This window comes from Microbacterium sp. NPDC055599 (assembly GCF_053618975.1).
This window is the reverse complement of the sequence record NZ_JBSHIM010000012.1, coordinates 136088-158072: the sequence shown is the minus strand read 5'-3', so window position 1 is coordinate 158072 and position 21985 is coordinate 136088. Positions and strand designations below refer to the sequence as shown.

Genomic DNA, 21985 nt, shown 5'->3' with positions numbered 1-21985 from the left:
GGCCCGCACCTCACCCCCCGCCACGTGCGCGAGCAGCTGACCGCCGAGGCAGATGCCGAGTGTCGGAAAATCGCGGGCGATCGCCTCGGCGGCGAGCGCGCGCTCGGCCGCCAGCCACGGCGCGCGGTCGTCGTCGTCGGGCATGAGTCCCCCGCCGAGGAGCACGAGCCCCGCGTAGCCGTCGAGCGAGGTCGGCAGCGGCTCCTGCGCTCCCACGACCGGGTGGACGTCGAGGCCGCGCTCCGTGAGCCACGCACCCAGACGTCGCGGGCCCGAGCTGGCGGAGTTCACGACCACGAGCACACGGGCGCTCATTCCGCCCCCTCTCGCGCGGTGGTGTCGACCGCAGGCACCAGCGCCGCGGGGGCCGGAGACCCCGCGCGGCCGGCGAGGAACGCCTCGTGGTCGGGGTCGGAGGCGGCGAGCACGCGCAGCACGTTCTCGTGGGCGGCCGCGGCCAGGTCCTCCTCCGACCAGCCGCGTCGCCGGAGCTCGGCGAACAGAGCCGGGTAGCACGAGACGTCGCCGAGACCGTCGGGCATCGCATCGGAACCGTCGTAGTCGGCGCCGATACCGACCGCGTGCGCACCCGCGACGCGCCGGACGTGGTCGAGGTGATCGGCCGCGTCGCTCACCCCGACCGCCGGGGCCTCGCCCGCACCGCCCGCCTCCCACCAGTCGCGTCTGGCCTGCGACAGGAACGTCGGCACAAACGGCACCATCACCACGCCGCCCTGCGCACCGATGGCCGCGAGCACGTCGTCCGGCACGTTGCGCGGATGGTCGCACAGCGCGCGCGCTCCGGAGTGGCTCACGATCACGGGCCGCGTGGTGATCGCGAGCGCGTCGCGCATCGTGCTCGGCGCCACGTGGGACAGGTCGACCAGCACGCCGATGCGGTTCAGCTCGCGCACGACCTCCCGCCCGAACTCCGTCAGTCCGCCGTGGCGCGCCTCGTCGGTCGCGGAATCCGCCCAGGCGATCGTGCGCGACCACGTCAGAGTCAGGTAGCGCGCACCGAGCCGCGCGAACTGGCGCAGCACCGCGAGCGAGCCGCCGAGCTGGTCGCCGCCCTCGATGCCGATCAGCGAGGCGATGCGCCCCTCGGCCATCGCCGCCCTGACGTCCGCCGCGGTCCGGGCGAAGGCGAGCCGATCGGGGTGGGCGTCCACCAGCCGGTGCACGAAGTCGATCTGCTCCAGCGTCGCCACCACCTGCTCCGCACCCTCCAGCACCGGGTCGACCCACACCGACCAGAACTGGGCCGCCACGCCCCCGGCGTCCAGCCGCGGAAGGTCGGTCTGAGTGGCCGCGACCGGCCCGGCCAGCTCGTCCACCCGGTACCCGAGCAGCGTCCTGCTCGCCCAGGCCAGGTCGTTGTGCCCGTCGAACACCCCGTCCAGAGTCCGTCCCTCGCCGGTCATGTCAGTCCTCCCGTGCATCCAGCACCGCGTTCATCCGCGCGGTGAGCTCATGGTCGATCGCCAGGGCCGCGCCGTCGAGGGCGCGCACCGGCACTGCACCGCGCGTGCTGGAGCACAGCCACAGGGCATCCGCCCGCCGCAGATCCTCCCGCGTCACGGGCACGATCGCGGTGCGGCGGTCGGCGAGCCCCGCGAACACATCCCCCTGGGTGGTGCCCGGCAGCACGCCGAACTCCGGCGGCGGGGTGACCAGGGCGTCGTCGATGCGGGCGATCAGGGTCGACCGCGGCCCCTCCAGCACGAACCCGTCTGCGCTGACGAACACCACGTCGTCCGCACCGCGGCGTGCCGCCTCCCGCAGCGCCGCCTGGTTGACCGCGTAGGCGAGCGACTTCGCGCCCTGCAGTAGCCAGGGCGCCGTGTGCATCACGTCGTGCCGGTACCCGCGGTCGAGCACCACCGCGGTGACCCCCGCGGCGCGCACGGTCGAGGGGTCGGCGCCCGCGAAGCCGAGCACCCAGCCGGTGGGTCCCGCGTGGTCGAGCTCATCCCCGCGGGTCATGGCGAACTTGATCGAGGCGATCTCGCCGTCGCGCAGCACCCCGGGTCGCGACACCGCGGCGGCCGCCCTGCGCACGGCCGTGCGCCAGCGGTCGAGCGACGGCGCCGGCAGCTCGAGCAGCGCAGCCGACCGTTCCAGCCGGTGCAGGTGCGCCTCCAGCGCCTGGGGCACGCCGTGGCGCACGACCGCGGTCTCGAACACGCCGTCCCCGCGGGTCACCCCCAGGTCGGTGGCGCGGATGATCGGGGTCGCGGGGTCCACCTCGACGACGGCGTCCGCGGGGTCGGTGTCCGGGGACAGCTCCAGCCGGTACAGCAGCAGTGCGCGCATGGGTCCACTCCTCGCAGCGGTCCGGGGCCGTCAGCCGAGCGTGAGGGCGGTGTCGCGCACGTCGGACGCCGCGGAGTCGTACACCCGCGCGGCGTCGCGCTCGATGCGCGCCACCTGCACCTCATGGCCGAGGCCGGGCCCGGTCGGCACCCGCACACGCCCCGCCTGAGCGGTGACGGGCGGCTCGATGATGTCGCTCTCGTAGTACTTGTCCGATCCGGACACGTCGGAGGGCAGCAGGAAGCCGGGCAACGACGACACCGCGACGTTCGCGGCCCTGCCGACGCCGAACTCGTGCATGCCGCCGCACCACACGGGGATGCCGGCGTTGAGCGCGATGTCGTGCGCGGCGCGTGCCACCCCGAGCCCGCCCATCCGCGAGACCTTGATGTTGAGGATGCGCCCGGCGCCCAGACGGATCATGGCGCGCAGGTCGCCGAGCGCCACGACCGACTCGTCCAGGCACACGTCCGTGTCGAGGCGCGCCTGCAGTTCCGCGTGGGCCACCAGTTCGCGGGGGCCGAACGGCTGCTCGATCATGGTGAGCCCCTCGCGGTCGAGGCGCGCGAACACCGCGGCCGCCCCGTCGTCGTCCGGGTAGGCGCCGTTGGCGTCGACGTGGAGGTCGAGGTCGGGGTGGGCGGCGCGCACGGCCCGCACGGGCTCCACGTCCCACCCCGGCGCGATCTTGAGCTTGACCCGCGGGTAGCCGGCCGCGCGCTGCAGCTCGACCTGCGCGAGGAGCTCGTCGATCGACGGTTCGATGCCGAGCGAGACCCCCGCGACCACCTCGTCCCTGGTGCCGCCGAGCGCCGCGGCGAGCGCGATGCCGTGCGTGCGGGCGTACAGGTCCCACACCGCGCCGGAGAATCCCGCCTTCGCGAACTCGTGTCCGCGCACGCGCGACCACGTCGACTCCAGGTCGGCCGGGTCGTCGCCGGTCGCTCCGAGCAGGGCGGGGACCAGGTACCGCGTGGCGATCTCCCACGCGGTCACCGTGGTCTCCGCGCCGAAGTAGGGGTCGCTCGGGGACGCGATCTCCCCCCAGCCGGTGCGCCCGTCCGCGTCGGTGACCTCGACGAGGATGTGCTCGATGCCGGACTTGCGGTGCGAGCTGGTCTCGAAGCTGTGCCGCAGCGGCTGGCGCAGCGTGAACAGGCGGATGCGGTCGATCTTCACGCGCCGCCCTCCTCGCTGCGCGGCCGCGGCTGCTCCGGGCCGTAGAGGCCGAGGCGCGCCACGAGCCGGTCGCGCTCGGCCAGGCGGCGACGCGCACCCTTCGCGCTCGCCGTGGTCAGGGCGCTGAGCAGGTGGCAGACCGCCGCGACCGGGGTCGGCGAGTCGGCGTACGACGCCGACCCGGTGCGCACGCGGATGAGCGACGTGGCGATCGGTGCCAGCGGCGCGTCCTCGCTGTCGGTGATCACGACGAGCTGTCCGCCCGCCTCGTGGAACAGCCGTCCGAGCCGCACGGTCTCCTCGCGGTAGCGCCGCAGGGAGAACGCGATCAGCACGTCGGAGGCGCGCACATCGGTCAGCACGGTGAGCGGCTGCAGCGCGTGCCCGTCCACGAGGAACACGTTGGACAGCGTGGCGGAGAGATCGGCGGTGAGCAGCTGCGCGTACGCGGCGGCCTTGCCCTCGCCCGCGACGTAGCGACGGCGGGCGCCGAGCAGGAGCGCGGCCGCCTGCGGCACCTGCGCCGAGCGGCTGAGCTCCTCGAACGTCTGCGCGAGGGTGCGCTGCTCGGTCTCGATGATGCGCGCCTGGATGCTCTCGGCCGACTGGTTGGTGCGGATGCGCTCGCCGAAGCGGTCGCGCGGTGAGACGAGGTCGCGGTCCTCGTGGTGGTGGTCGCTCATGCCGGGCCCTCCCCTGGTGTCGCGCGGTAGACCGCCGTCTGATCGTCGAGGCGCATCGCCGCCACCAGGACCTCCCCGCGGTGGAACACCCCGGTCATGCTGCGCTCGAGGTCGCGGCGCAGCGCCTCGCGCTCGGCCGGGCTCAGGCGGCCGGGGTGCACGGGGATCGCGATCCAGGTGCCGTCCGGTGCGGCGACCGCGCGACCCCAGTCGTCCGGCCCGAGCGCCGGGGCGGACGGCGGCGTGGCACGCGGAGACGGGGTGGCGGTGAGGTCCCACGAGACCACGAGCCGGTCGGTGTCGGGGCGCGCGTAGTAGTCGCGCTCGAACGCGATGCCGACGGCGCCGAGCGAGCTGAGGTTGAAGTGCGCGTTGCGCGACAGCAGCGGGTCGAACGTCCAGCGCATGGTGCGCTGCCCCCACCGGAGGGCGACCGCGCGCTGCGCGAGCTTGAGGGCCTGACCGACGCCGCGGCCCTGCTGGGCGGCCTCGACGGCGGCCGCCTGCGAGTAGTGGAACAGCGTGCCGTCGGTGTCGCACCCGGCGAAGCCGTAGGCGAATCCGATGAGCGCGCCGTCGTCGGCGAAGGCCCCGATCGCCGAACCGCCGTTGCGGGCGAGCGCGGTGAGCAGGTTGGCGTTCAGCGCGTACTCGCTCTCGGTGTAGGCGAACACCCTGGCGTACAGCGCCGCGGCCTCTCGGAACTCGGTGTACTGGGTCAGCTCCCGACAGCCGTAGCCGATGCCCGCGTCAGCGGCCACGGAGAAATGAGGCACGATACGTTTCCTAAGATTGAAGAGTCCTGCTGCTCTGAGCGATGTTATCGGCGGCTTGCACGGGGATCAAGAGGCAGATACGGTTCGTAACTGTGACCACTTCTCCGGCGGCGCAGCACGCGGACCACTCTTCTGACGACATCATCGCACTCGTGCGCGAGCTCGTGTCGATCGAGTCGCCGAGCCGCGACACCGCCGCCAGCGCCCGCATCGCCGACGTCCTGAGCGCCCGCTTCGAGGCCATCGGCGGCACCGTCCGCCGCGAGCCCACGAGCGCCGGGACCGACCTGGTGATCGACGTGCCGGGCACGGGCGATCCGCTCCTGTTCATCGGGCACACCGACACCGTGTGGCCCGTCGGCGCCCTCGACGGCGAGGTGCCCTGGGTGGAGGACGGCGACGTCGTCCGCGGACCGGGCGCCTACGACATGAAGGCCGGGATCGCGGTGATGCTCGAGGCTCTGCGCACCCTCCAGCCGCTGGCGGTCGAGCGGCGCCGGGCCGTGCGGGTGGTGCTCGTGTGCGACGAGGAGATCGGCTCCCCCGTGTCCGGGCCGCTGCTGGCCGCACGCGCGCGCGGGACCGCGGCGGCGATCGGCTTCGAGTCGCCGCACCCCGACGGCGCCCTCAAGGTCGGCCGTCGCGGCAGCGCGCGGGTGCGCCTCTCGGTCACCGGGCGCGCCGCCCACGCCGCCCTCGATCCGGAGCACGGGATCTCGGCCGTGGACGAACTCGTCGACCAGCTGCTCGCGGTGCGACGCATCGTCGCGGATCCCGCCCTGCCCGGTCCGGTGCTGTGCAACGTCGGCACGATCGCCGGAGGAGCCCGCACGAACGTGGTGCCGGCGGAGGCGGCGGCGGAGATCGGCCTGCGCTTCACGGATCCCGAGACCGAACGCCGGGTGCTCGACGCCCTGGCCGCGCTGCACCCGGTGCGCGAGGGCGCGACCGTGACGGCGGAGGTGCTCAGCGCGCGGCCGGCCTGGCGGGCCTCCGCGCAGGACGCCGCCCTGCTGGAGCAGATCTCCGAAGCGGCGGCCGGTGTCGGTCAGCGCATCGAGGGTCGTCCGGCCGCGGGCGCCGGGGACACCAACCTGCTGGGCGGGCTCGGGCTGCCGACCGTCGACGGCTTCGGGCCACGGGGCGGGGGCGCGCACGCGGTGGACGAGCATTTCCTGCGCTCCTCCCTGCACGACCGGGTCGCGCTCCTGCGTGCCGTGCTCACGATCGCCGCGGACTGACGATACGATTCCCGTTCGCGTGCCCCGGGACCCCTGGCGAGGATACGTTCCGGATCTCCACGGTGACGATGCGACGCCGTCTCGGCGGTTCCCGCACGTGCGCATCCTGGCAGCCCCGTGTTTCCGCCGTGTTACACCCGAACGGCGCCGGGGGGTCTTCTCCACGACCGCAGTTTTTCTTCCGCGATACGCATCGAATCTCTTGACCCCGGGCCCGACTTCCGCTTGCATGGTCTCCACCGACCCGGCTTCATCGTGGATCCGGGCGGCGCCCGAAGGGACTTCTTCCATGCGTCTTGCCCCCCGCTCGAAATCAGTGCGAAGTCTGACCGCCGCCGCGATCGCGACCGCGCTTCTCGTCGCCGCGCCGGTCGGTGCCGCCCAGGCGCAGACCGCGAGCGCCGCCACCGAATCCCCCGCATCGGACACCACGCTGCGCATCGCGACGTCCGGGTTCGTCGACACGTTCAACCCGTTCATCTCGATCTACCTCACGCCGACCAACATCATCCGGTACGTGTACGAGTCGCTCGTGCAGAACGACGCTGAGGACGGCTCCCCGACCAAGGGTCTGGCGGACTCGTGGGAGGCCACCGACGGGGGCCAGACCTGGACCTTCACGCTGCAGGACGACCTGGTGTGGTCCGACGGCGAGCCGATCACCTCCGCCGACGTGAAGTACACGTACGACCAGATGCTCACGGTGCCCGCGCTGGGCACCGCCAACGGCAACCTGGTGTCGAACTTCGACACGGTCGAGACGCCCGACGACAAGACCGTCGTCATCACCCTGAAGACCCCGCAGGCCCCGAACCCCGGCTCCGAGATCCCGATCGTGCCGAAGCACATCTGGGAGAAGGTCGACGACCCGACCACGTTCGCCAACGACTCCGAGGTCGTCGGCTCCGGCCCGTTCGTGCTGGACAGCTACTCCGCCAACCAGTCCATCACCCTGAAGGCGAACGAGAACTTCTGGCGCGGCGCCCCCAAGATCGACGCGATCCAGTACGTGTACTACACGAACTCCGACGCGCAGGTGCAGGCCCTCAAGGCGGGCGACGTCGACCTCGTCACCGGTCTCACCCCCACCCAGTTCGAGGCGCTCGACGGCGTCGACGGCGTCACCACCCACTCCGGTGAGGGCCGCCGCTACCACTCGATCAGCATCAACGTGGGCCAGCAGACCCGCGACAACGTCCCCTACGGCACCGGCAACGCCGCGCTCAAGGAGCTCGAGGTGCGCCAGGCCATCCGCCTCGGCACCGACACCGCGACCCTGCTCGACAAGGTGCTCGACGGCGAGGGCACGCTGGCGACGAGCTTCATCCCCGCGTCCTTCCCGAAGTGGCACCTGTCGGAGGACGACGACGTGATCGTCGGCTTCGACCCCGAGGCCGCGCAGGCGAAGCTCGACGAGGCCGGCTGGACGCCCGGGGCCGACGGCATCCGCGAGAAGGACGGGCAGCGTCTCGCGCTGCGCCTGCTGATCGATGCCGACGACGCGAACGAGCAGTCCATCTCCGACTTCTTCGTGCCGTGGATGAAGGACATCGGCATCGAGATCACGGTCGAGTCCACCGACTCCGACACCATCAGCGCGAAGGCCACGTCCGGCGACTACGACCTGTACTTCAGCGGCTGGTCGGTCAACCCCGACCCCGACTACCAGCTCGGCATCAACACCTGCATGAACCTGCCGACCGCGACCGACGGCACCGGCGGCACCACGCAGGACGGCTACTGCAACCCCGAGTTCGACGAGATGTACGCCCAGCAGCGCTCCGAGATCGACGAGGAGAAGCGGCAGGAGATCGTGCACGACATGCTCGCGCTGAACTACACCGACACCGCGCAGGTGGCCACCTGGTACGCCAACTCGCTCGAGGCGTACCGCTCCGACCGCTTCACCGGGTTCACCCTGCAGCCCAAGGACGGCGGCATCATCGCCAACCAGGCCGGCTACTGGGGCTACCTGACCGTGGAGCCGGTCGAGGGCGCGACGGCCGGCGGCACGGGCACCAACACGGGCCTCATCATCGGCGGAGTCGTCGTGGGAGTGATCGTCGTGGGCGCCCTGGTCTTCTTCCTGATCCGACGCCGCAACATCGCCGACGTCGAATGAGCCCCGCGAGACGTCGCGGGCGGCGATAGCCCGCCCCCGCGACGTCTCCGGCTCCGCAGCAAGGAGACCCCCATGTCCAACGCGGTACCCCCCTCCACCTCGGCCATCGCCACGAGCGCGGCCGCCGAAGAGCAGCCGACCGGCGTCGGCGCCCTCCGGTACATCCTCGGCAAGCTCGGCGGCGCGGCCATCAGCCTCGCGATGGTGATCCTCCTCGGATTCTTCGCCTTCAAGATCCTGCCCGGCGACCCGGTCGCCTCGATCGCCCGCGAACGCGGCATGAGCGCCGAGCAGGCCGACCAGCTGCGTGAGCAGCTCGGCCTGAACAAGCCGCTGTGGCAGCAGTTCTTCGACTACCTCGGCAACGTCTTCACCCTCAACTTCGGCACGAGCTACGTGTACCGCACGTCGGTGTCCGAGCTGATCGGCCAGTACTTCTGGAACACGATCCTGCTCACCGGGACCGCGGCGGTGATCGCGATCGCGCTCGGCCTGTGGCTCGGCCAGAAGGCGGCGTGGAAGCACGGCTCCACCTTCGACCGCATCGTCTCCGGCACCTCGCTCGTGTTCTGGTCGGTGCCGACGTTCTGGCTGGCCCTGCTGCTGCTGATGATCTTCGGCGGCACGCTGCACTGGTTCCCCACCGGCGGCATGGTGTCTCCCAACCCGCCGACCGACCCGGTGGGCATCGTGCTCGACGTGATCTCGCACATGGTGCTGCCGGTGATCACGATGGTCGCCGTGGTGTACGCGCAGTACCTCATGGTGATGCGCAGCTCGCTCCTGGAGGAGATGGGCGCCGACTACCTCACCACCGCACGCGCCAAGGGCCTCCGCGAAGACCTCGTGCGCCGCCGCCACGCCGTGCCGAACGCGCTGCTTCCCACCGTCACCCTCGTGTTCATGCACATCGGCGGCCTGATCGCGGGAGCCGTGACCGTGGAGACGGTGTTCTCCTGGCCCGGCCTCGGCAAGCTCACGTTCGAGGCGATCTCCGGCCCCGACCTCCCGCTCCTGCAGGGCACCTTCGTGGTGTTCTCCACGATCATCATCGTGATGAACCTCATCGCGGACCTCATCTACCGTCAGCTCGACCCGAGGGTGAGGCGCGCATGACCACGGCATCCCCGACCATCCGTTCGCCCCGCGCCCTGGCATGGCACCGCCGCGGCGTCGCCTTCACCGGCTTCTGCCGGGAGTTCGCGCACCACCGCGCCGGCATGGTGGGGCTCGTCTTCCTCATCATCGTGGCGCTCGTCGCGATCTTCGCGCCCGTCATCGCCCCCGCGAGCATGCTCGACGTGACGAAGCTCGTCGACGTGCAGCGGTTCGCCCCGCCCTCGTGGGAGCACCCGCTGGGCACCGACCACCAGGGTCGCGAGATCTGGGTGCGCATGGTGTGGGGCGCCAGGGTGTCGCTGCTCGTCGGCCTCGCCGCCACCGCGATGTCGATGATCATCGGCACGCTCGTCGGCATCGCCGCCGGACACTTCACCGGCTTCTTCGGCGGCCTCATGATGCGCATCATCGACTTCTTCCTGGTGCTGCCGTCGCTGATCCTCGCGATCGTGCTGTCGTCGGTGCTGAGCCGCGGAGTGTGGACGATCATCATCGCCATCGGCCTCACCTCCTGGGCGGGCACGGCCCGCGTGGTGCGCGCGCAGACGCTGTCGGTCGAGTCGCGCGACTACATCGAGCGCTCCCGGGCGCTCGGCGCCGGCCACTGGCACATCATCCTCAAGCACCTGCTGCCCGGGGTGCTGCCGCTCGTGCTCGCGAACACGACCCTCACGGTCGGCTCCGCGATCATCTCCGAGTCGACGCTGGCGTTCCTCGGCCTCGGCGACACGACCCTGCAGTCCTGGGGCTCGATCCTGAAGAACGCGATGGACGTCTCCGCCGCGACCAGCGGCTACTGGTGGTACGTGCTCGTGCCCGGTATCGCGATCGTGCTCGTGGTGCTGGCCTTCACCGTGATGGGCCGCGCGGTCGAGAACATCACCAACCCGACGCTGAGGAGCCGCTGAGATGCCCGACCTGATCTTCGACGACGTCTCCATCACCTACCGCACCTCCGGCCGCTCCGGCCGCGACGAGGTCGCCGCGGTGCGCAACGTCTCCCTCACCCTCCCCGCCGGGCAGACCCTCGGCATCGCCGGCGAGTCGGGGTCGGGCAAGAGCACCCTCGCGATGAGCGTGCTGCGCCTGCTCCCCCGCAACGCCCGACTCAGCGGACGCGTGCTGCTGGGCGACCAGGACGTGGCGACGCTGTCGTTCGGACAGCTGCGCGCCGTGCGGTGGGCGCAGACCTCCATCGTGTTCCAGGGCGCGATGCACTCGCTGAACCCGGTGCGCACGGTCGCATGGCAGCTGAACGAGGCGCTGGAGCTGCACGCCTCCGATCGCTGGAAGACCGAGAAGGCGCGGAAGGAACGGGTGCGCGAGCTGCTCGACGTCGTCGACCTTCCGCCGCAGAAGGGCGAGGCGTATCCGCACGAGCTCTCCGGCGGGCAGCGGCAGCGCGTCATGATCGCGATGGCTCTCGCGTGCGACCCCGAGGTGATCATCGCGGACGAGCCCACCACCGCGCTCGACGTGATCGTGCAGAAGCAGATCCTCGACATGATCTCCCGGCTGGTCGCCGAGCGCGGCATCTCGATGCTGATGATCAGCCACGACCTGTCGGTGCTCGCGACCGCGTGCGACCGCATCGCGATCATGCGCAACGGCGAGCTGGTCGAGGTCGGCGAGAGCTACGCGGTGTGCACGACGCCCGAGCAGGCGTACACGCGCCAGCTCGCCGACGCGTTCCCCACCATCGGCGACCCCGCCTCCCGCATGGCGCCGGTGACCCGGCACGGACGCGACGCGGACGACGTGCCGGAGATCGTCCACGGCGACGAGGTGCTGCTGGAGGCGAAGGGCCTCAACGTCACCTACCGCTCGGGCGGCCGCCCCGTGCACGCGGTGCGCGACGTCGACCTCGCGGTGCGGCGCGGCGAGATCGTGGCGCTGGTCGGCCAGTCCGGCTCGGGCAAGTCGACCCTCGCCCGCGCCCTCATGGGACTGCAGCCCGCCGACCCGGGGTCGCAGATCCTGTTCGAGGGCTCTCCGATCGCGGCGAAGGGCCGGGCGCTCGCGCAGTTCCGCTCGCAGGTGCAGCTGGTGCTGCAGGACCCGTGGGCGGCGCTCAACCCCAAGCACAGCGTGTACGAGTCGGTCGCCGAGGGCCTGCGCGTGCAGCGCTACCCCGGAGACGAGCGCGAGCGCGTGGCGCAGAGCCTCGCCGACGCCGAGCTGACGCCGCCCGAGCAGTACTTCGGCGCGATCCCGCAGGAGCTCAGCGGCGGTCAGCGGCAGCGCGTCGTGATCGCCGGGGCCCTGGCCGTGCAGCCGCAGATGCTGATCGCCGACGAACCCGTAGCCTCGCTCGACGCCTCGGTGCGCGGCGAGATCCTGGGACTGCTGCTCGACCTGCGCCGCCGCCTCGGGCTCTCGGCACTCGTCATCACGCACGACCTCGGGCTCGCGTGGAACATCGCCCACACGGTCGCCGTCATGTACCACGGGCAGATCGTGGAGCACGGCCCCACGGAGGAGGTGCTGCTGAACCCGCAGCACGAGTACACGCGGCACCTGCTCTCTGCGGCACCGCGCATCGAGGAGAGGACCGCATGACCGACACGATGGAGGGCACCGCGATCGGCACGGACTCGCCCTACCTGGACTCCGCGCCGCTGCGACCGGGCGACACCGTGGCGATCGTGTCGCCCTCGGGCCCCGGCAACGAGGAGAACACGCAGCGCGCCGTCGACTACTACGAGTCGTGGGGCCTGAACGTGAGGGTGGGAGAGCACGTGCTCACGCCGCACCCGCGCGCCTCCTACCTCGCCGGCCCCGACGACCTGCGCCGCGCCGACCTCGTGGCCGCCTGGCTGGACCCCGAGGTCGACGCGGTCGTCACGGCCCGCGGCGGCTACGGCGCCCTGCGGCTGCTCGACGGCATCGACTGGGCGGCCATGCGGCGCGGAGCCCTCCGGCGCGACGGACGGCCGAAGCTGCTCACCGGCTCGTCCGACGTGACCGCGCTGCACGAGACCTGGCGCGCGCACCTCGGCGTCGCCACGCTGTTCTGTCCGATGGCGGGCAACAACGTGTTCCGCGACTCGCCGACCGTGCGCGACGACGTGCAGCGCTGGCTGTTCGAGCCCTGGCGCGGACGCGAGCTCATCGGCCCGAAGACCGAGATCATGACGCGGGGCCGGGCGGAGGGACGCTTCACCGGCGGCAACCTCAGCCTCCTGGCGGCGGGACTGGGGGCGCCGGAGGCCGCCGTCGCCGCCCCGGGCATCCTGTTCCTCGAGGACATCACGGAGGAGCCGTACCGGCTGGACGGCTTCGTGACGCAGCTGCGCCGGGCCGGGCGGCTCGCCCAGGCCTCGGGCATCGTGCTGGGCTCCTGGCACGAGTGCGGCGACCTCGAGCTCGTGCACGCCCTGATGCGCGACGAGTTCCAAGACCGCGGGGTGCCGGTGCTGTGGGAGCAGGGCTTCGGCCACGACCCGCACGCGCTCACGATCCCGCTCGGCGTGGACGGGGTGCTCGACGCGACCGGGGACGAGCCGCGCCTCACGGTCGGGCTGCCGGCATGATCGCCCTCCCCCCGCTCGACCCCCGGGCGACCTGGTCCGTCCGGCTGCTCGACGCGGACACCGGGGCGACCCTGGCCGAGCACGACCCGGACGTGCAGTGCGAGACCGCGAGCATCGGCAAGATCTTCCTGCTCATCGAGGTCGCCCGGCGGCTGGAGGACGGGACGCTCGCGGCGGACGCGCGCATCGACATCCCCGACGAGCACCGTGTCGAGGACTCGGGGCTGCTGTACCGGATGCACGACCAGCGCGTCACCGTGCACGACGCGGCACTCCTCGTCGGCGCCGTGAGCGACAACCTCGCCACGAACGCGCTCCTCCACCTCTGCGGACTCGACGCCGTCCGCGCGGTCGCCCCGGAGCTCGGCTACCGCGACACCGCGCTGCACGACTACATCCGCAACGAGCGCACGCCCGACCTGCCGTGGACGCCGTCGTTCGGCACCGCGGCCGAGCTGTCCGACGTGATGCGGCGGCTCGGCGCCGGCGAGGTCTTCTCCCCCGCCGTGAGTGCGCGCGTGCTGGACTGGCTGGCCGCCGACACCGACACGTCGATGACCGCCGACGCGTTCCTGCTCGACCCCCTCGCGCACGTCGAGGCCGAGTACCAGGGCCTGGTGCTGCGTCACAAGACCGGCAGCGTGGGCTTCGCGCGGGTGGACGTCGGACTGCTGCGCGGCCCGGAGGGCGCGGTCGCCTACGCCGTCGCGGCGAACTGGAAGACCGCGGGCACCGATCTGCGAGCGCCCGTGCTCGACGGCATGCGCGCGGTCGGCGAGCTCATCCGGGCGCACGTGACCGGACGCCCGCGCGACGACGGAGGGGACGCATGAGCGCGATCGACGTGGAGCTGCCGAGCGGGAACGGCACCGTGTGGTCGGTGCTCGTGCAGGACGTCGACACCGGCGAGGTGCTGCTGCGCCACGACCCCGAGGCCGTGCAGGACACCGCGAGCGTGGGCAAAATCTTCCTGCTGCACCGGCTGCTCGCCGAGGTCGACGCGGGCACCCGCACGCTGGAGGAGCGCGTGACCCGGCGCCCCGTGGAGGCCATCGAGGACTCGGGGCTGTGGTACCTGCTGCAGGCCGACGAGCTGTCGCTGTACGACGTGGCGGCGCTGATCGGCGCGGTGAGCGACAACGCCGCCACCAACACCCTGGGCCGCGTGATCGGCATCCCCGTGGTGCAGGAGCACACCCGGGCGCTCGGCTACACCGCCTCCGCGCTCGACGACATCGTGCGGTGGCCGATCCCGCCCGGCGCTCCCCGGACGCTGTCGCACGCGAACGCCGCGGAGCTCGTGCGCTTCATGTCGCGGCTCGCCGACGGCGCCGATCTCTCTCCCGCGTCGGCCGACACGCTGCGGCGGTGGCTCGGTGCCGGCATGGACCTGTCGATGGTCGCCTCGGCGTTCGAGCTCGACCCGCTCGCGCACTGGGGTTTCGACCGCGGCGTGTGGCTGCTGAACAAGACCGGCACAATCTCGCGGGTCCGCGCCGACACGGGCCTCGTCATGTCGCCCACCCGGCGCATCGCCTACGCCGTGCTGGCCACCTGGAACAGCGGTGCGGACGGCCGCGGCCCGGTGCTCGCGGCCATGCGCCGGATCGGCGAGGGCATCCACGCCGCGCTCGCCGACTGAGCACCGCTCGCACCGCACGACATCCGGGCGCGGTTGCCGTGACACGTCGCGCATCCGTCCTCCACGGCGACGTTTCCCCCCGGGTCGTGAACGCCGGTCAGACGACCCCGGCGCGCGCCAGGCGCTCGCGCACCCGATCGATCGGCACCGCGTGCGCCGTCCGCCCCTCGGGGCCCACGGTGGTCTCTGCGGACAGCGCGGAGTTGATCAGCGCCTCCTCGACCGCGTCCATCGTCGCGGCGAACAGCGGCGAGAGCTCGTCGTCCGCCGCGAGCCCGCCCGTCGCCGGGTCGTGCACGGAGAACGCGATGGCGTAGTCGCCGCTGCCCTGCGCGTAGTCGGCACCGACGCCCCGCATCGCGAACACGGCGCGGTTGGCCACGCGCCCGAGCTGGCGGCCGTCGACCGGCGCATCGGTGGCGACGACGATCATGCAGGAGTTCCCGACCGGCTCCGCAGGGTCGTCCGCGAGCAGCTCCTCCGCAGGCAGGGGCACCCCGGCGATGCGCAGCGTGCCACTGAAGTTCGTCTGCACGAGCGCGCCGAGCGTGCACGGGGCGCCGGCCACGTCGACCACCCGCGACGCCGTGCCGATGCCGCCCTTGTAGCCGAGGGCGACCGTCCCGGCACCCGCACCGACACAACCCTCCGCGACGGGACCGGACGCCGCCGCCTCCAGTGCCGCGACCACCTGCTCCTCGCCCACGGCCCGCCGACGGATGTCCGAGAGGAACCCGTCGTTCGTCTCCCCCACCACCGGGTTCAGCGTCGTCGTGTGCGCGTGCGCGGGTGTCGCCAGCAGGTGCCCGAGCAGCGCGTCGGCCACGCGGAACACCGACAGGGTCGACGTGAGGAGGATCGGCGTCTCCAGCGCGCCGAGCTCGCGCAGCTGCGTGGCACCGACGAGCTTGCCGTAGCCGTTGCCCACGGAGAGGTTCGCGGGAAGGCTGCGGCGCCGCGCGGTGAGCGCGTCCGGCACGATCGCCGTGACCCCCGTGTGCAGACCGTCGCCGTGCAGCGTGGCGTGGCCGACCCGCACCCCGGGGACGTCGGTGATCGTGTTCTCCGCACCGCGCGCGAAGGCTCCGGCCGCGACGCCGAGGTCGGCGAGCCGGGGACGGGTGGACGAGGACCACGGCGATGTCATGCTCCGATCCTCCCAGTCGCGGCGGGTGCGGGTCCGCGCCGCGCCGAGCGCCCGCCGCGGTCGAGCGACCCGCCCGCACGCTCGGTAGACTGGGCGGCACCACCCACACTCAGGCACGCTCACACAGTGCCGCATACATCGCTCGAGGAGACCTCCATGTCCGCCATCCCTGACAAGCCCGCACTCGAAGGTCTCGAAGCGAAGTGGGACGCCGCCTGGGCGGAGCAGGGCACCTACCTGTTCGACCGTCTGCGCGCCGCGGAACTCGGCCGTGAGGGCGTGTACTCGATCGACACCCCTCCGCCCACCGCCTCGGGCAGCCTGCACATCGGGCACGTGTTCTCGTACACCCACACCGACGTCAAGGCGCGGTACGAGCGGATGCGCGGCAAGACCGTGTTCTACCCGATGGGCTGGGACGACAACGGCCTGCCCACCGAGCGCCGCGTGCAGAACTACTACGGCGTGCGCTGCGACCCCTCGCTCCCCTACGACCCCGACTTCACCCCGCCGTTCGAGGGCGGAGACAACAAGTCCAGCCGTGCGGCCGACCAGCAGCCCATCAGCCGGCGCAACTTCATCGAGCTGTGCGAGCGCCTCACGATCGAGGATGAGAAGCAGTTCGAGGCACTGTTCCGGCAGCTCGGCCTGAGCGTGGACTGGACGCAGACCTACCGCACGATCTCCGACGACACGATCCGCCAGAGCCAGCTCGCGTTCCTGCGCAACATCGACCGGGGCGAGGCTTACCAGGCCCTCGCGCCGACGCTGTGGGACATCGACTTCCGCTCCGCCATCGCGCAGGCCGAGCTCGAGGACCGCGACCAGCAGGCCGCGTATCACACGATCGAGTTCCCCTTCGCGGACGGCTCCGGCTCGATCGCGATCGACACCACGCGTCCGGAGCTCCTCCCCGCGTGCATCGCGATCGTGACCCACCCCGAGGGCCCGCACAAGCACCTGATCGGCACGAAGGTGCGCACCCCGTTCTTCGGTGCCGAGATCGAGATCCACGGTCACCACCTCGCCCAGCCCGACAAGGGCACCGGTGCCGCCATGGTGTGCACCTTCGGCGACGTGACCGACATCGTCTGGTGGCGCGAGCTGCGCACGACCGATGGTCGCGACCTGCCGAACATGACCACGATCGGCCTCGACGGCCGGTTCCTCCCGGAGGCTCCGTCTCTCGTGGCCGACGCCGACGCCCGCGCCTGGTACGCGGCCGAGGTCGCCGGCAAGACCGTGTTCAGCGCCCGCAAGGCGATCGTCGAGAAGCTGCAGGAGACGGGCGACCTGACCGCGGTCGGCAAGCCCTTCCAGCACGCCGTGAAGTTCTTCGAGAAGGGCGACCGTCCGCTCGAGATCGTGTCCACGCGCCAGTGGTACATCCGCAACGGCGCCCGCGACGGCGAGCTGCGCGACCAGCTGCTCGCGCACGGGCAGGAGCTCGCGTGGCACCCCGACTTCATGCGCGTGCGGTACGAGAACTGGGTCGGCGGTCTCACCGGCGACTGGCTCGTGTCCCGGCAGCGCTTCTTCGGCGTGCCGATCCCCCTCTGGTACGCGCTGGACGAGAACGGCGACCGCGACTACGACCGCGTGCTCGTCCCCGACGCCGCGAGCCTGCCGATCGACCCGACCACCGACGTGCCGGCCGGGTACACGGAAGACCAGCGCGGCGTGCCGGGCGGGTTCGACGCCGAGGCCGACATCCTCGACACGTGGGCCACGTCGTCGCTCACGCCGCAGCTCGCCGGCGGCTGGCAGCGCGACGAGGAGCTGTGGCAGCTCACGGCCCCGTTCGACCTGCGTCCCCAGGGGCAGGACATCATCCGCACCTGGCTGTTCTCCACCATGCTGCGCTCCACGCTGGAAGACGGCAGGGCCCCGTGGAAGAACGCCGCGATCTCCGGCTTCATCGTCGACCCGGACCGCAAGAAGATGTCGAAGTCGAAGGGCAACGTGGTCACCCCGGCCGACGTGCTCGACGCGCACGGCTCCGACGCGGTGCGGTACTGGGCGGCCTCCAGCCGACTGGGCATGGACGCCGCGTTCGACCCGCAGAATCCGACCCAGGTGAAGATCGGGCGGCGCCTGGCCATCAAGGTGCTCAACGCCGCGAAGTTCGTGCTGTCGTTCCCGGTGCCGGAGGGCGCGCAGGTCACCCACGCGCTGGACGCCTCGATGCTCACGGCCCTCGACGCCGTGGTGGCGGAGGCGACCGCGGCGTTCGACCGCTACGACGCCGCGCGCGCGCTCGAGCTCACCGAGGCGTTCTTCTGGACGTTCTGCGACGACTACCTGGAGCTGGTGAAGGAGCGGGCGTACAACCAGAACGACGTGGGACAGGCGTCGGCGGCACTGGCGCTGCGCCTGGCGCTGTCCACGCTCCTGCGTCTGCTCGCGCCCGTGCTGTCGTTCGCGACCGAGGAGGCGTGGTCGTGGTTTGAGCAGGGTTCCGTGCACACCGCCGCGTGGCCGGAGCCGCTGGGCATCGAGGGCGACGCCGCGGTGCTCGCCGCCGCGAGCGAGGCCCTGATCGGCATCCGTCGTGCGAAGACCGAGGCGAAGGCGTCGCAGAAGACCCCGGTGGCGCGCGCGGCGATCGCTGCCCCTGCCGCGAAGCTCGACGCGCTGCGCGCCGCCGCCGACGACCTCCGCGCGGTCGGCCGCATCGCCGAGCTCGAGTTCGCCGAGGCCGAGGAGTTCGCGGTGACCGCGATCGAGCTCGCCCCGGTCGAGGCGTCGTGATGCAGCTCGGCACCCGCTGGGCCACCGGCACGCAGCCGCCCGCGTCGGTCCCGGAGGCGCTGCGCCCCGCGATCGCCGAGGTCGAGGCCCGCGGGCTCACCGGACACTGGACGCTCACCTGGCTGGAGGGCCGGGCGCTCGCCGAGCTCGACGCGGGCTGGGAGGTCGTGCAGACGGCGTCCGGCGAGGTGATGGCGCGTCCGTTCGAGGACTGAGCAGCCTCCGTGCGACGAGAGCCCCGGATCCTCTGCGGATCCGGGGCTCTCGCGTCCGTGGCAGGGGCCGTCAGCGGCGCGGCGCCCCGAGCTGGGCGAGCAGGTGGTCCACGGCGTGCGGGTCGTGGCGGCGAGCCTGCTGCTCCGCCAGCAGGTCGAGGGCGAGCTGGCGGCGCCGCGCGCGCTCGGCCACGCGATGCTCGACGAGTCCGGTGAGGCGGTCGGCGAGGCGCAGCAGCCCCCGCTCCGTGCGCGTGGGGGCGGAGAGGTGCAGCGTGGCGGCGGTCATGATGCGGACCCCGGCTCGGCCGCACCCGCCGCGGACGGCGGCGTCGGCAGGTCGAACAGCTCGGCGCGCACCGACACCCGCCGCACGTCCGGCCCGGTCTGGCCGCGGTACCGCTCGATCGCCGACTCGATGACGGCCTCCAGCTCCGAGCGCAGGGCGAGAGCCTGGGCGGGGGTCACGTCGAGGTGCGTGGTGAGCGTGATGCCCACGTCACCCCACCCGTCGGGAACCTCGGACGCCGGTCGGTTCAGGTACGACATCAGCGTCTCGTGCCGCAGCCGGAAGAACTCGGAGGTCACGATCTGCGCGGCGGCGCGGTTCGCGGGCGAGGTCATGTCGTCCGGGCCCGGCACGTCGATGCGCCCCTTCGGCCGCTCCCACCAGCGCTCCCTGGCGGTGCCGCGGCCCTCGACCTCGCGGATGAGGTCGTGCGCGGCGAGGGCGCGCAGGTGATAGCTCGTGGAACCCGAGGTCTCCCCCACGAGCGCGGCGAGGGAACTCGCGGTCTGGGGGCCGCGCGAGGCGAGCAGGTCGAAGATCTTCACGCGAAGCGGGTGGGCGAGGGCCTTCAGCGCTCCGGCGTCGAGCGTTCGCACCTGGGTCTGTTCGGTCATGAGTGCAAAGATACCCTTGCAAACGATTCTTTGCAAGAGTTTCTTTGCATCCGGATCCGCTCCCGTCAGCCCACCGCGTCACGCGCCGCCACGAACGCGGCGACGCACTCCTCCACCTGCTCCGGCGTGTGCGCGGCGGACAGCTGCACGCGGATGCGCGCGAGCCCGCGCGGGACGACGGGGAAGCTGAACGCGGTCACGTAGATGCCCCGCTCCTGCATGGCCTGGGCGATCCGCGCCGTCTTCGCCGCATCGCCGAACATCACCGGGACGATCGGGTGCTCCCCCGGCAGCAGCTCGAACCCCTCCTCGGTCATCCGGCGCCGGAACAGCGCCGCGTTCTCGCGCAGTCGCGCCCGCAGCTCGGCGGATCCCTCGACGAGGTCGAGCGCCGTCAGGGTTCCCGCCACGATCGCGGGGGCCAGCGTGTTCGAGAACAGGTAGGGGCGCGACCGCTGTCGCAGCAGCGCCACGATGTCGGCGTGGGAGGCCACGTACCCGCCCGAGGCGCCGCCGAGCGCCTTGCCGAACGTGCCGGTGTAGATGTCGACGCGGTCCGACACCCCGCACAGCTCCGGAGTGCCGCGGCCGTGCTCGCCCACGAACCCGACGGCGTGGGAATCGTCCACGAACACCAGCGCGTCATACCGCTCGGCGAGGTCGCAGATCTCGGCCAGCGGCGCGATGTAGCCGTCCATCGAGAACACGCCGTCGGTCACGACCACCCGGAACCGGGCATCGGCCGCCGCCCGCAGCTGCTCCTCCAGGTCGGCCATGTCGCGGTTGCGGTAGCGCAGGCGCCGCGCCTTGGAGAGCCGGATCCCGTCGATGATCGACGCGTGGTTGAGCTCGTCCGAGATGATCGCGTCCTCCGCCGAGAAGAGCGTCTCGAACACCCCGCCGTTCGCGTCGAAGCACGACGAGTAGAGGATCGCGTCGGCCGTCCCGAGGAAGTCCGCCAGGCGCCGCTCCAGCTCCAGATGCTGCTCCTGGGTGCCGCAGATGAAGCGGACGCTCGCGAGCCCGTATCCCCACTCCTGCAGCGCGGCGGTGGCCGACGCGAGGATCCGGGGGTCGTCCGCGAGGCCGAGGTAGTTGTTGGCGCAGAAGTTCAGCACGGGCGTCCCGTCGGCCGTGATCTCCGCGCTCTGCGGTCCGCGGATGCCGCGCTCGCGCTTGGTGAGCCCGGCCTCCTCGATCCCGGCGAGCTCCGCCGCCACATGAGTCTTGAAGTCTCCGTACATCACAGCTCCGTCCAGTCGAGGATGATCTTGCCCGTTCCCGCCGATTCCGCGGCCGCGAAGCCGCGCTCCCACTCGCGCGCCGGCACGACGTCGGCGATCACGCGGCCGATCGCCTCGCGCAGCGCGGCGCTGGTCTGCAGCATCGCGCCCATGGCGTTCCACGTCTCGAACATCTCGCGGCCGTAGATGCCCTTGATCGTGAGCATGTGCGTGACGAGCTTGCCCCAGTCGATCTCGAAGCCGGCGCTCGGCAGCCCGAGCATCGCGATCCGTCCGCCGTGGTTCATGTTGTCGATCATGGCCGGGAGGGCCGACGCCGCGCCGCTCATCTCGAAGCCGATGTCGAAGCCCTCGCGCATGCCGAGCACGCGCTGGGCGTCGCGCACGTCGCGCTGCGACACGTCGACCACCTCGTCCGCGCCCATGCGCCGCGCCATCTCCAACCGCGGTGCGCTCACATCGGTCGCGGCGATGAAACGCGCACCGGCGTGCCGCGCCACCGCGATCGCCATGAGGCCGATCGGGCCGCACCCGGTCACCAACACGTCCTCACCGACCAGCGGATACGTCAGGGCCGTGTGCACGGCGTTGCCGAGGGGGTCGAAGACGGCCCCGAGTTCCGGGGTCACGTCGGCGTGGTGCACCCAGACGTTCGCGGCAGGCAGCGACAGGTACTCCGCGAACGCCCCGTCGCGCTGCAGCCCGAGACCGATCGTGCGGATGCACATCTGCCGGCGCCCCGCGCGACAGTTCCGGCAGGTGCCGCACACGATGTGCCCCTCTCCGGAGACGCGGTCCCCGACGACGATGTCGTGCACCAGGGGCCCGACCTCCACGACCTCCCCGTAGAACTCGTGTCCGGGGATGAGCGGGGTCGAGATGGCGGAGGCCGCCCAGTCGTCCCAGCGGTGGATGTGCAGGTCGGTGCCGCAGATACCCGTCCGCAGCACGCGGATGACCACGTCTCCCGGTCCGGCCGTCGGTTCGGGGCGGTCGACGAGGGTGAGTCCGGCGCCCGGCTCCTCCTTGAACAAAGCCTTCATGTCTTCGATCTCAGCGCATCCATCGCTGTAGAACAATCGGCAGATCCTGCATCGTCCCTGTAGTTCTGGCT

General features: G+C 71.9%; 21 protein-coding genes. 10 read left to right on the top strand and 11 right to left on the bottom strand.

What is annotated here, in order from left to right; all coding sequences use genetic code 11:
• The 6 genes from ACWGQ1_RS13390 to ACWGQ1_RS13365 all read right to left on the bottom strand — a co-directional run.
• Positions 1-315 (bottom strand): glutamine amidotransferase-related protein (locus ACWGQ1_RS13390; protein ID WP_452313115.1); only part of this gene is annotated, 315 nt, incomplete at its 3' end.
• Positions 312-1424 (bottom strand): membrane dipeptidase, encoded by a 1113-nt coding sequence (locus tag ACWGQ1_RS13385; RefSeq protein WP_452313114.1) that lies wholly within the window; start codon positions 1422-1424, stop codon positions 312-314. The genes ACWGQ1_RS13390 and ACWGQ1_RS13385, both read right to left, overlap by 4 nt.
• A gap of 1 nt (position 1425) precedes the next feature.
• Complete coding sequence (locus ACWGQ1_RS13380; protein ID WP_452313113.1) at positions 1426-2316, bottom strand: aminotransferase class IV; 891 nt, start codon at positions 2314-2316, stop codon at positions 1426-1428.
• Positions 2317-2346: 30 nt separating this feature from the next.
• Complete coding sequence (gene menC, locus ACWGQ1_RS13375; protein ID WP_452313112.1) at positions 2347-3495, bottom strand: o-succinylbenzoate synthase; 1149 nt, start codon at positions 3493-3495, stop codon at positions 2347-2349.
• The gene (locus tag ACWGQ1_RS13370; RefSeq protein ID WP_136030929.1) at positions 3492-4178 is read right to left on the bottom strand and encodes a MurR/RpiR family transcriptional regulator; all 687 of its coding nucleotides are present in this window, start codon (positions 4176-4178) and stop codon (positions 3492-3494) included. The genes menC and ACWGQ1_RS13370 overlap by 4 nt, the downstream gene beginning before the upstream one ends.
• Positions 4175-4954, bottom strand: coding sequence for a hypothetical protein (locus tag ACWGQ1_RS13365; protein WP_452313111.1), 780 nt, complete (start codon positions 4952-4954; stop codon positions 4175-4177). The genes ACWGQ1_RS13370 and ACWGQ1_RS13365 overlap by 4 nt, the downstream gene beginning before the upstream one ends.
• 92 nt (positions 4955-5046) lie before the next feature.
• Between ACWGQ1_RS13365 and ACWGQ1_RS13360 the strand changes: the two genes are divergently transcribed.
• The 8 genes from ACWGQ1_RS13360 to ACWGQ1_RS13325 all read left to right on the top strand — a co-directional run bounded on the left by ACWGQ1_RS13360 (position 5047) and on the right by ACWGQ1_RS13325 (position 14611).
• Complete coding sequence (locus tag ACWGQ1_RS13360) at positions 5047-6195, top strand: M20/M25/M40 family metallo-hydrolase (protein WP_452313110.1); 1149 nt, start codon at positions 5047-5049, stop codon at positions 6193-6195.
• Positions 6196-6511: 316 nt separating this feature from the next.
• Positions 6512-8317, top strand: coding sequence for an ABC transporter substrate-binding protein (locus tag ACWGQ1_RS13355; RefSeq protein WP_240745286.1), 1806 nt, complete (start codon positions 6512-6514; stop codon positions 8315-8317).
• A gap of 72 nt (positions 8318-8389) precedes the next feature.
• Positions 8390-9433: an ABC transporter permease gene (locus ACWGQ1_RS13350; RefSeq protein WP_136035442.1), complete on the top strand. Its 1044-nt coding sequence runs from the start codon at positions 8390-8392 to the stop codon at positions 9431-9433.
• Positions 9430-10344, top strand: a complete 915-nt coding sequence (locus ACWGQ1_RS13345; protein ID WP_136030919.1) for an ABC transporter permease — start codon at positions 9430-9432, stop codon at positions 10342-10344. The genes ACWGQ1_RS13350 and ACWGQ1_RS13345 overlap by 4 nt, the downstream gene beginning before the upstream one ends.
• A 1-nt stretch (position 10345) precedes the next feature.
• Entirely contained in the window at positions 10346-11995 is a 1650-nt protein-coding gene (locus ACWGQ1_RS13340; protein WP_136030917.1) for an ATP-binding cassette domain-containing protein, read from the top strand.
• Positions 11992-12969, top strand: coding sequence for a S66 peptidase family protein (locus ACWGQ1_RS13335; RefSeq protein WP_240744545.1), 978 nt, complete (start codon positions 11992-11994; stop codon positions 12967-12969). Before ACWGQ1_RS13340 ends, ACWGQ1_RS13335 begins: the two co-directional genes overlap by 4 nt.
• Complete coding sequence (locus tag ACWGQ1_RS13330; protein WP_136035492.1) at positions 12966-13802, top strand: serine hydrolase; 837 nt, start codon at positions 12966-12968, stop codon at positions 13800-13802. Before ACWGQ1_RS13335 ends, ACWGQ1_RS13330 begins: the two co-directional genes overlap by 4 nt.
• Positions 13799-14611, top strand: a complete 813-nt coding sequence (locus tag ACWGQ1_RS13325; protein ID WP_136035491.1) for a serine hydrolase — start codon at positions 13799-13801, stop codon at positions 14609-14611. Before ACWGQ1_RS13330 ends, ACWGQ1_RS13325 begins: the two co-directional genes overlap by 4 nt.
• 97 nt (positions 14612-14708) lie before the next feature.
• On the opposite strand, the gene ACWGQ1_RS13320 is transcribed toward ACWGQ1_RS13325, so the two are convergent.
• Positions 14709-15758 (bottom strand): P1 family peptidase, encoded by a 1050-nt coding sequence (locus ACWGQ1_RS13320; protein WP_452313109.1) that lies wholly within the window; start codon positions 15756-15758, stop codon positions 14709-14711.
• Positions 15759-15914: 156 nt separating this feature from the next.
• On the opposite strand from ACWGQ1_RS13320, the gene valS reads away from it, so the two are divergent.
• Together valS and ACWGQ1_RS13310 are read left to right on the top strand one after the other, a co-directional pair.
• Entirely contained in the window at positions 15915-18509 is a 2595-nt protein-coding gene (valS, locus tag ACWGQ1_RS13315) for a valine--tRNA ligase (RefSeq protein ID WP_452313108.1), read from the top strand.
• The gene (locus tag ACWGQ1_RS13310) at positions 18509-18724 is read left to right on the top strand and encodes a hypothetical protein (RefSeq protein ID WP_452313107.1); all 216 of its coding nucleotides are present in this window, start codon (positions 18509-18511) and stop codon (positions 18722-18724) included. The genes valS and ACWGQ1_RS13310 overlap by 1 nt, the downstream gene beginning before the upstream one ends.
• Before the next feature lie 70 nt (positions 18725-18794).
• Here the strand turns inward: ACWGQ1_RS13310 and ACWGQ1_RS13305 are convergent, their stop codons facing one another.
• The 4 genes from ACWGQ1_RS13305 to tdh all read right to left on the bottom strand — a co-directional run bounded on the left by ACWGQ1_RS13305 (position 18795) and on the right by tdh (position 21914).
• Entirely contained in the window at positions 18795-19013 is a 219-nt protein-coding gene (locus tag ACWGQ1_RS13305; RefSeq protein ID WP_136030905.1) for a hypothetical protein, read from the bottom strand.
• The gene (locus ACWGQ1_RS13300) at positions 19010-19627 is read right to left on the bottom strand and encodes an ArsR/SmtB family transcription factor (protein ID WP_366626618.1); all 618 of its coding nucleotides are present in this window, start codon (positions 19625-19627) and stop codon (positions 19010-19012) included. Before ACWGQ1_RS13300 ends, ACWGQ1_RS13305 begins: the two co-directional genes overlap by 4 nt.
• Before the next feature lie 65 nt (positions 19628-19692).
• Complete coding sequence (locus tag ACWGQ1_RS13295; RefSeq protein ID WP_452313106.1) at positions 19693-20871, bottom strand: glycine C-acetyltransferase; 1179 nt, start codon at positions 20869-20871, stop codon at positions 19693-19695.
• The gene (gene tdh, locus ACWGQ1_RS13290) at positions 20871-21914 is read right to left on the bottom strand and encodes an L-threonine 3-dehydrogenase (RefSeq protein ID WP_136030898.1); all 1044 of its coding nucleotides are present in this window, start codon (positions 21912-21914) and stop codon (positions 20871-20873) included. The genes ACWGQ1_RS13295 and tdh overlap by 1 nt, the downstream gene beginning before the upstream one ends.
• Positions 21915-21985 lie beyond the last annotated feature (71 nt).

What these genes read in the sequence shown, in the direction of transcription:
- ACWGQ1_RS13295 (WP_452313106.1), bottom strand. Translation starts at nt 20,871, where the DNA reads ATGTACGGAGACTTCAAGACTCATGTGGCGGCGGAGCTCGCCGGGATC.
- ACWGQ1_RS13300 (WP_366626618.1), bottom strand. Translation starts at nt 19,627, where the DNA reads ATGACCGAACAGACCCAGGTGCGAACGCTCGACGCCGGAGCGCTGAAG.
- tdh (WP_136030898.1), bottom strand. Translation starts at nt 21,914, where the DNA reads ATGAAGGCTTTGTTCAAGGAGGAGCCGGGCGCCGGACTCACCCTCGTC.
- ACWGQ1_RS13385 (WP_452313114.1), bottom strand. Translation starts at nt 1,424, where the DNA reads ATGACCGGCGAGGGACGGACTCTGGACGGGGTGTTCGACGGGCACAAC.
- ACWGQ1_RS13325 (WP_136035491.1), top strand. Translation starts at nt 13,799, where the DNA reads ATGAGCGCGATCGACGTGGAGCTGCCGAGCGGGAACGGCACCGTGTGG.
- ACWGQ1_RS13370 (WP_136030929.1), bottom strand. Translation starts at nt 4,178, where the DNA reads ATGAGCGACCACCACCACGAGGACCGCGACCTCGTCTCACCGCGCGAC.
- ACWGQ1_RS13335 (WP_240744545.1), top strand. Translation starts at nt 11,992, where the DNA reads ATGACCGACACGATGGAGGGCACCGCGATCGGCACGGACTCGCCCTAC.
- ACWGQ1_RS13340 (WP_136030917.1), top strand. Translation starts at nt 10,346, where the DNA reads ATGCCCGACCTGATCTTCGACGACGTCTCCATCACCTACCGCACCTCC.
- ACWGQ1_RS13305 (WP_136030905.1), bottom strand. Translation starts at nt 19,013, where the DNA reads ATGACCGCCGCCACGCTGCACCTCTCCGCCCCCACGCGCACGGAGCGG.
- ACWGQ1_RS13320 (WP_452313109.1), bottom strand. Translation starts at nt 15,758, where the DNA reads ATGACATCGCCGTGGTCCTCGTCCACCCGTCCCCGGCTCGCCGACCTC.
- ACWGQ1_RS13380 (WP_452313113.1), bottom strand. Translation starts at nt 2,316, where the DNA reads ATGCGCGCACTGCTGCTGTACCGGCTGGAGCTGTCCCCGGACACCGAC.
- ACWGQ1_RS13345 (WP_136030919.1), top strand. Translation starts at nt 9,430, where the DNA reads ATGACCACGGCATCCCCGACCATCCGTTCGCCCCGCGCCCTGGCATGG.
- ACWGQ1_RS13310 (WP_452313107.1), top strand. Translation starts at nt 18,509, where the DNA reads ATGCAGCTCGGCACCCGCTGGGCCACCGGCACGCAGCCGCCCGCGTCG.
- ACWGQ1_RS13350 (WP_136035442.1), top strand. Translation starts at nt 8,390, where the DNA reads ATGTCCAACGCGGTACCCCCCTCCACCTCGGCCATCGCCACGAGCGCG.
- ACWGQ1_RS13330 (WP_136035492.1), top strand. Translation starts at nt 12,966, where the DNA reads ATGATCGCCCTCCCCCCGCTCGACCCCCGGGCGACCTGGTCCGTCCGG.
- valS (WP_452313108.1), top strand. Translation starts at nt 15,915, where the DNA reads ATGTCCGCCATCCCTGACAAGCCCGCACTCGAAGGTCTCGAAGCGAAG.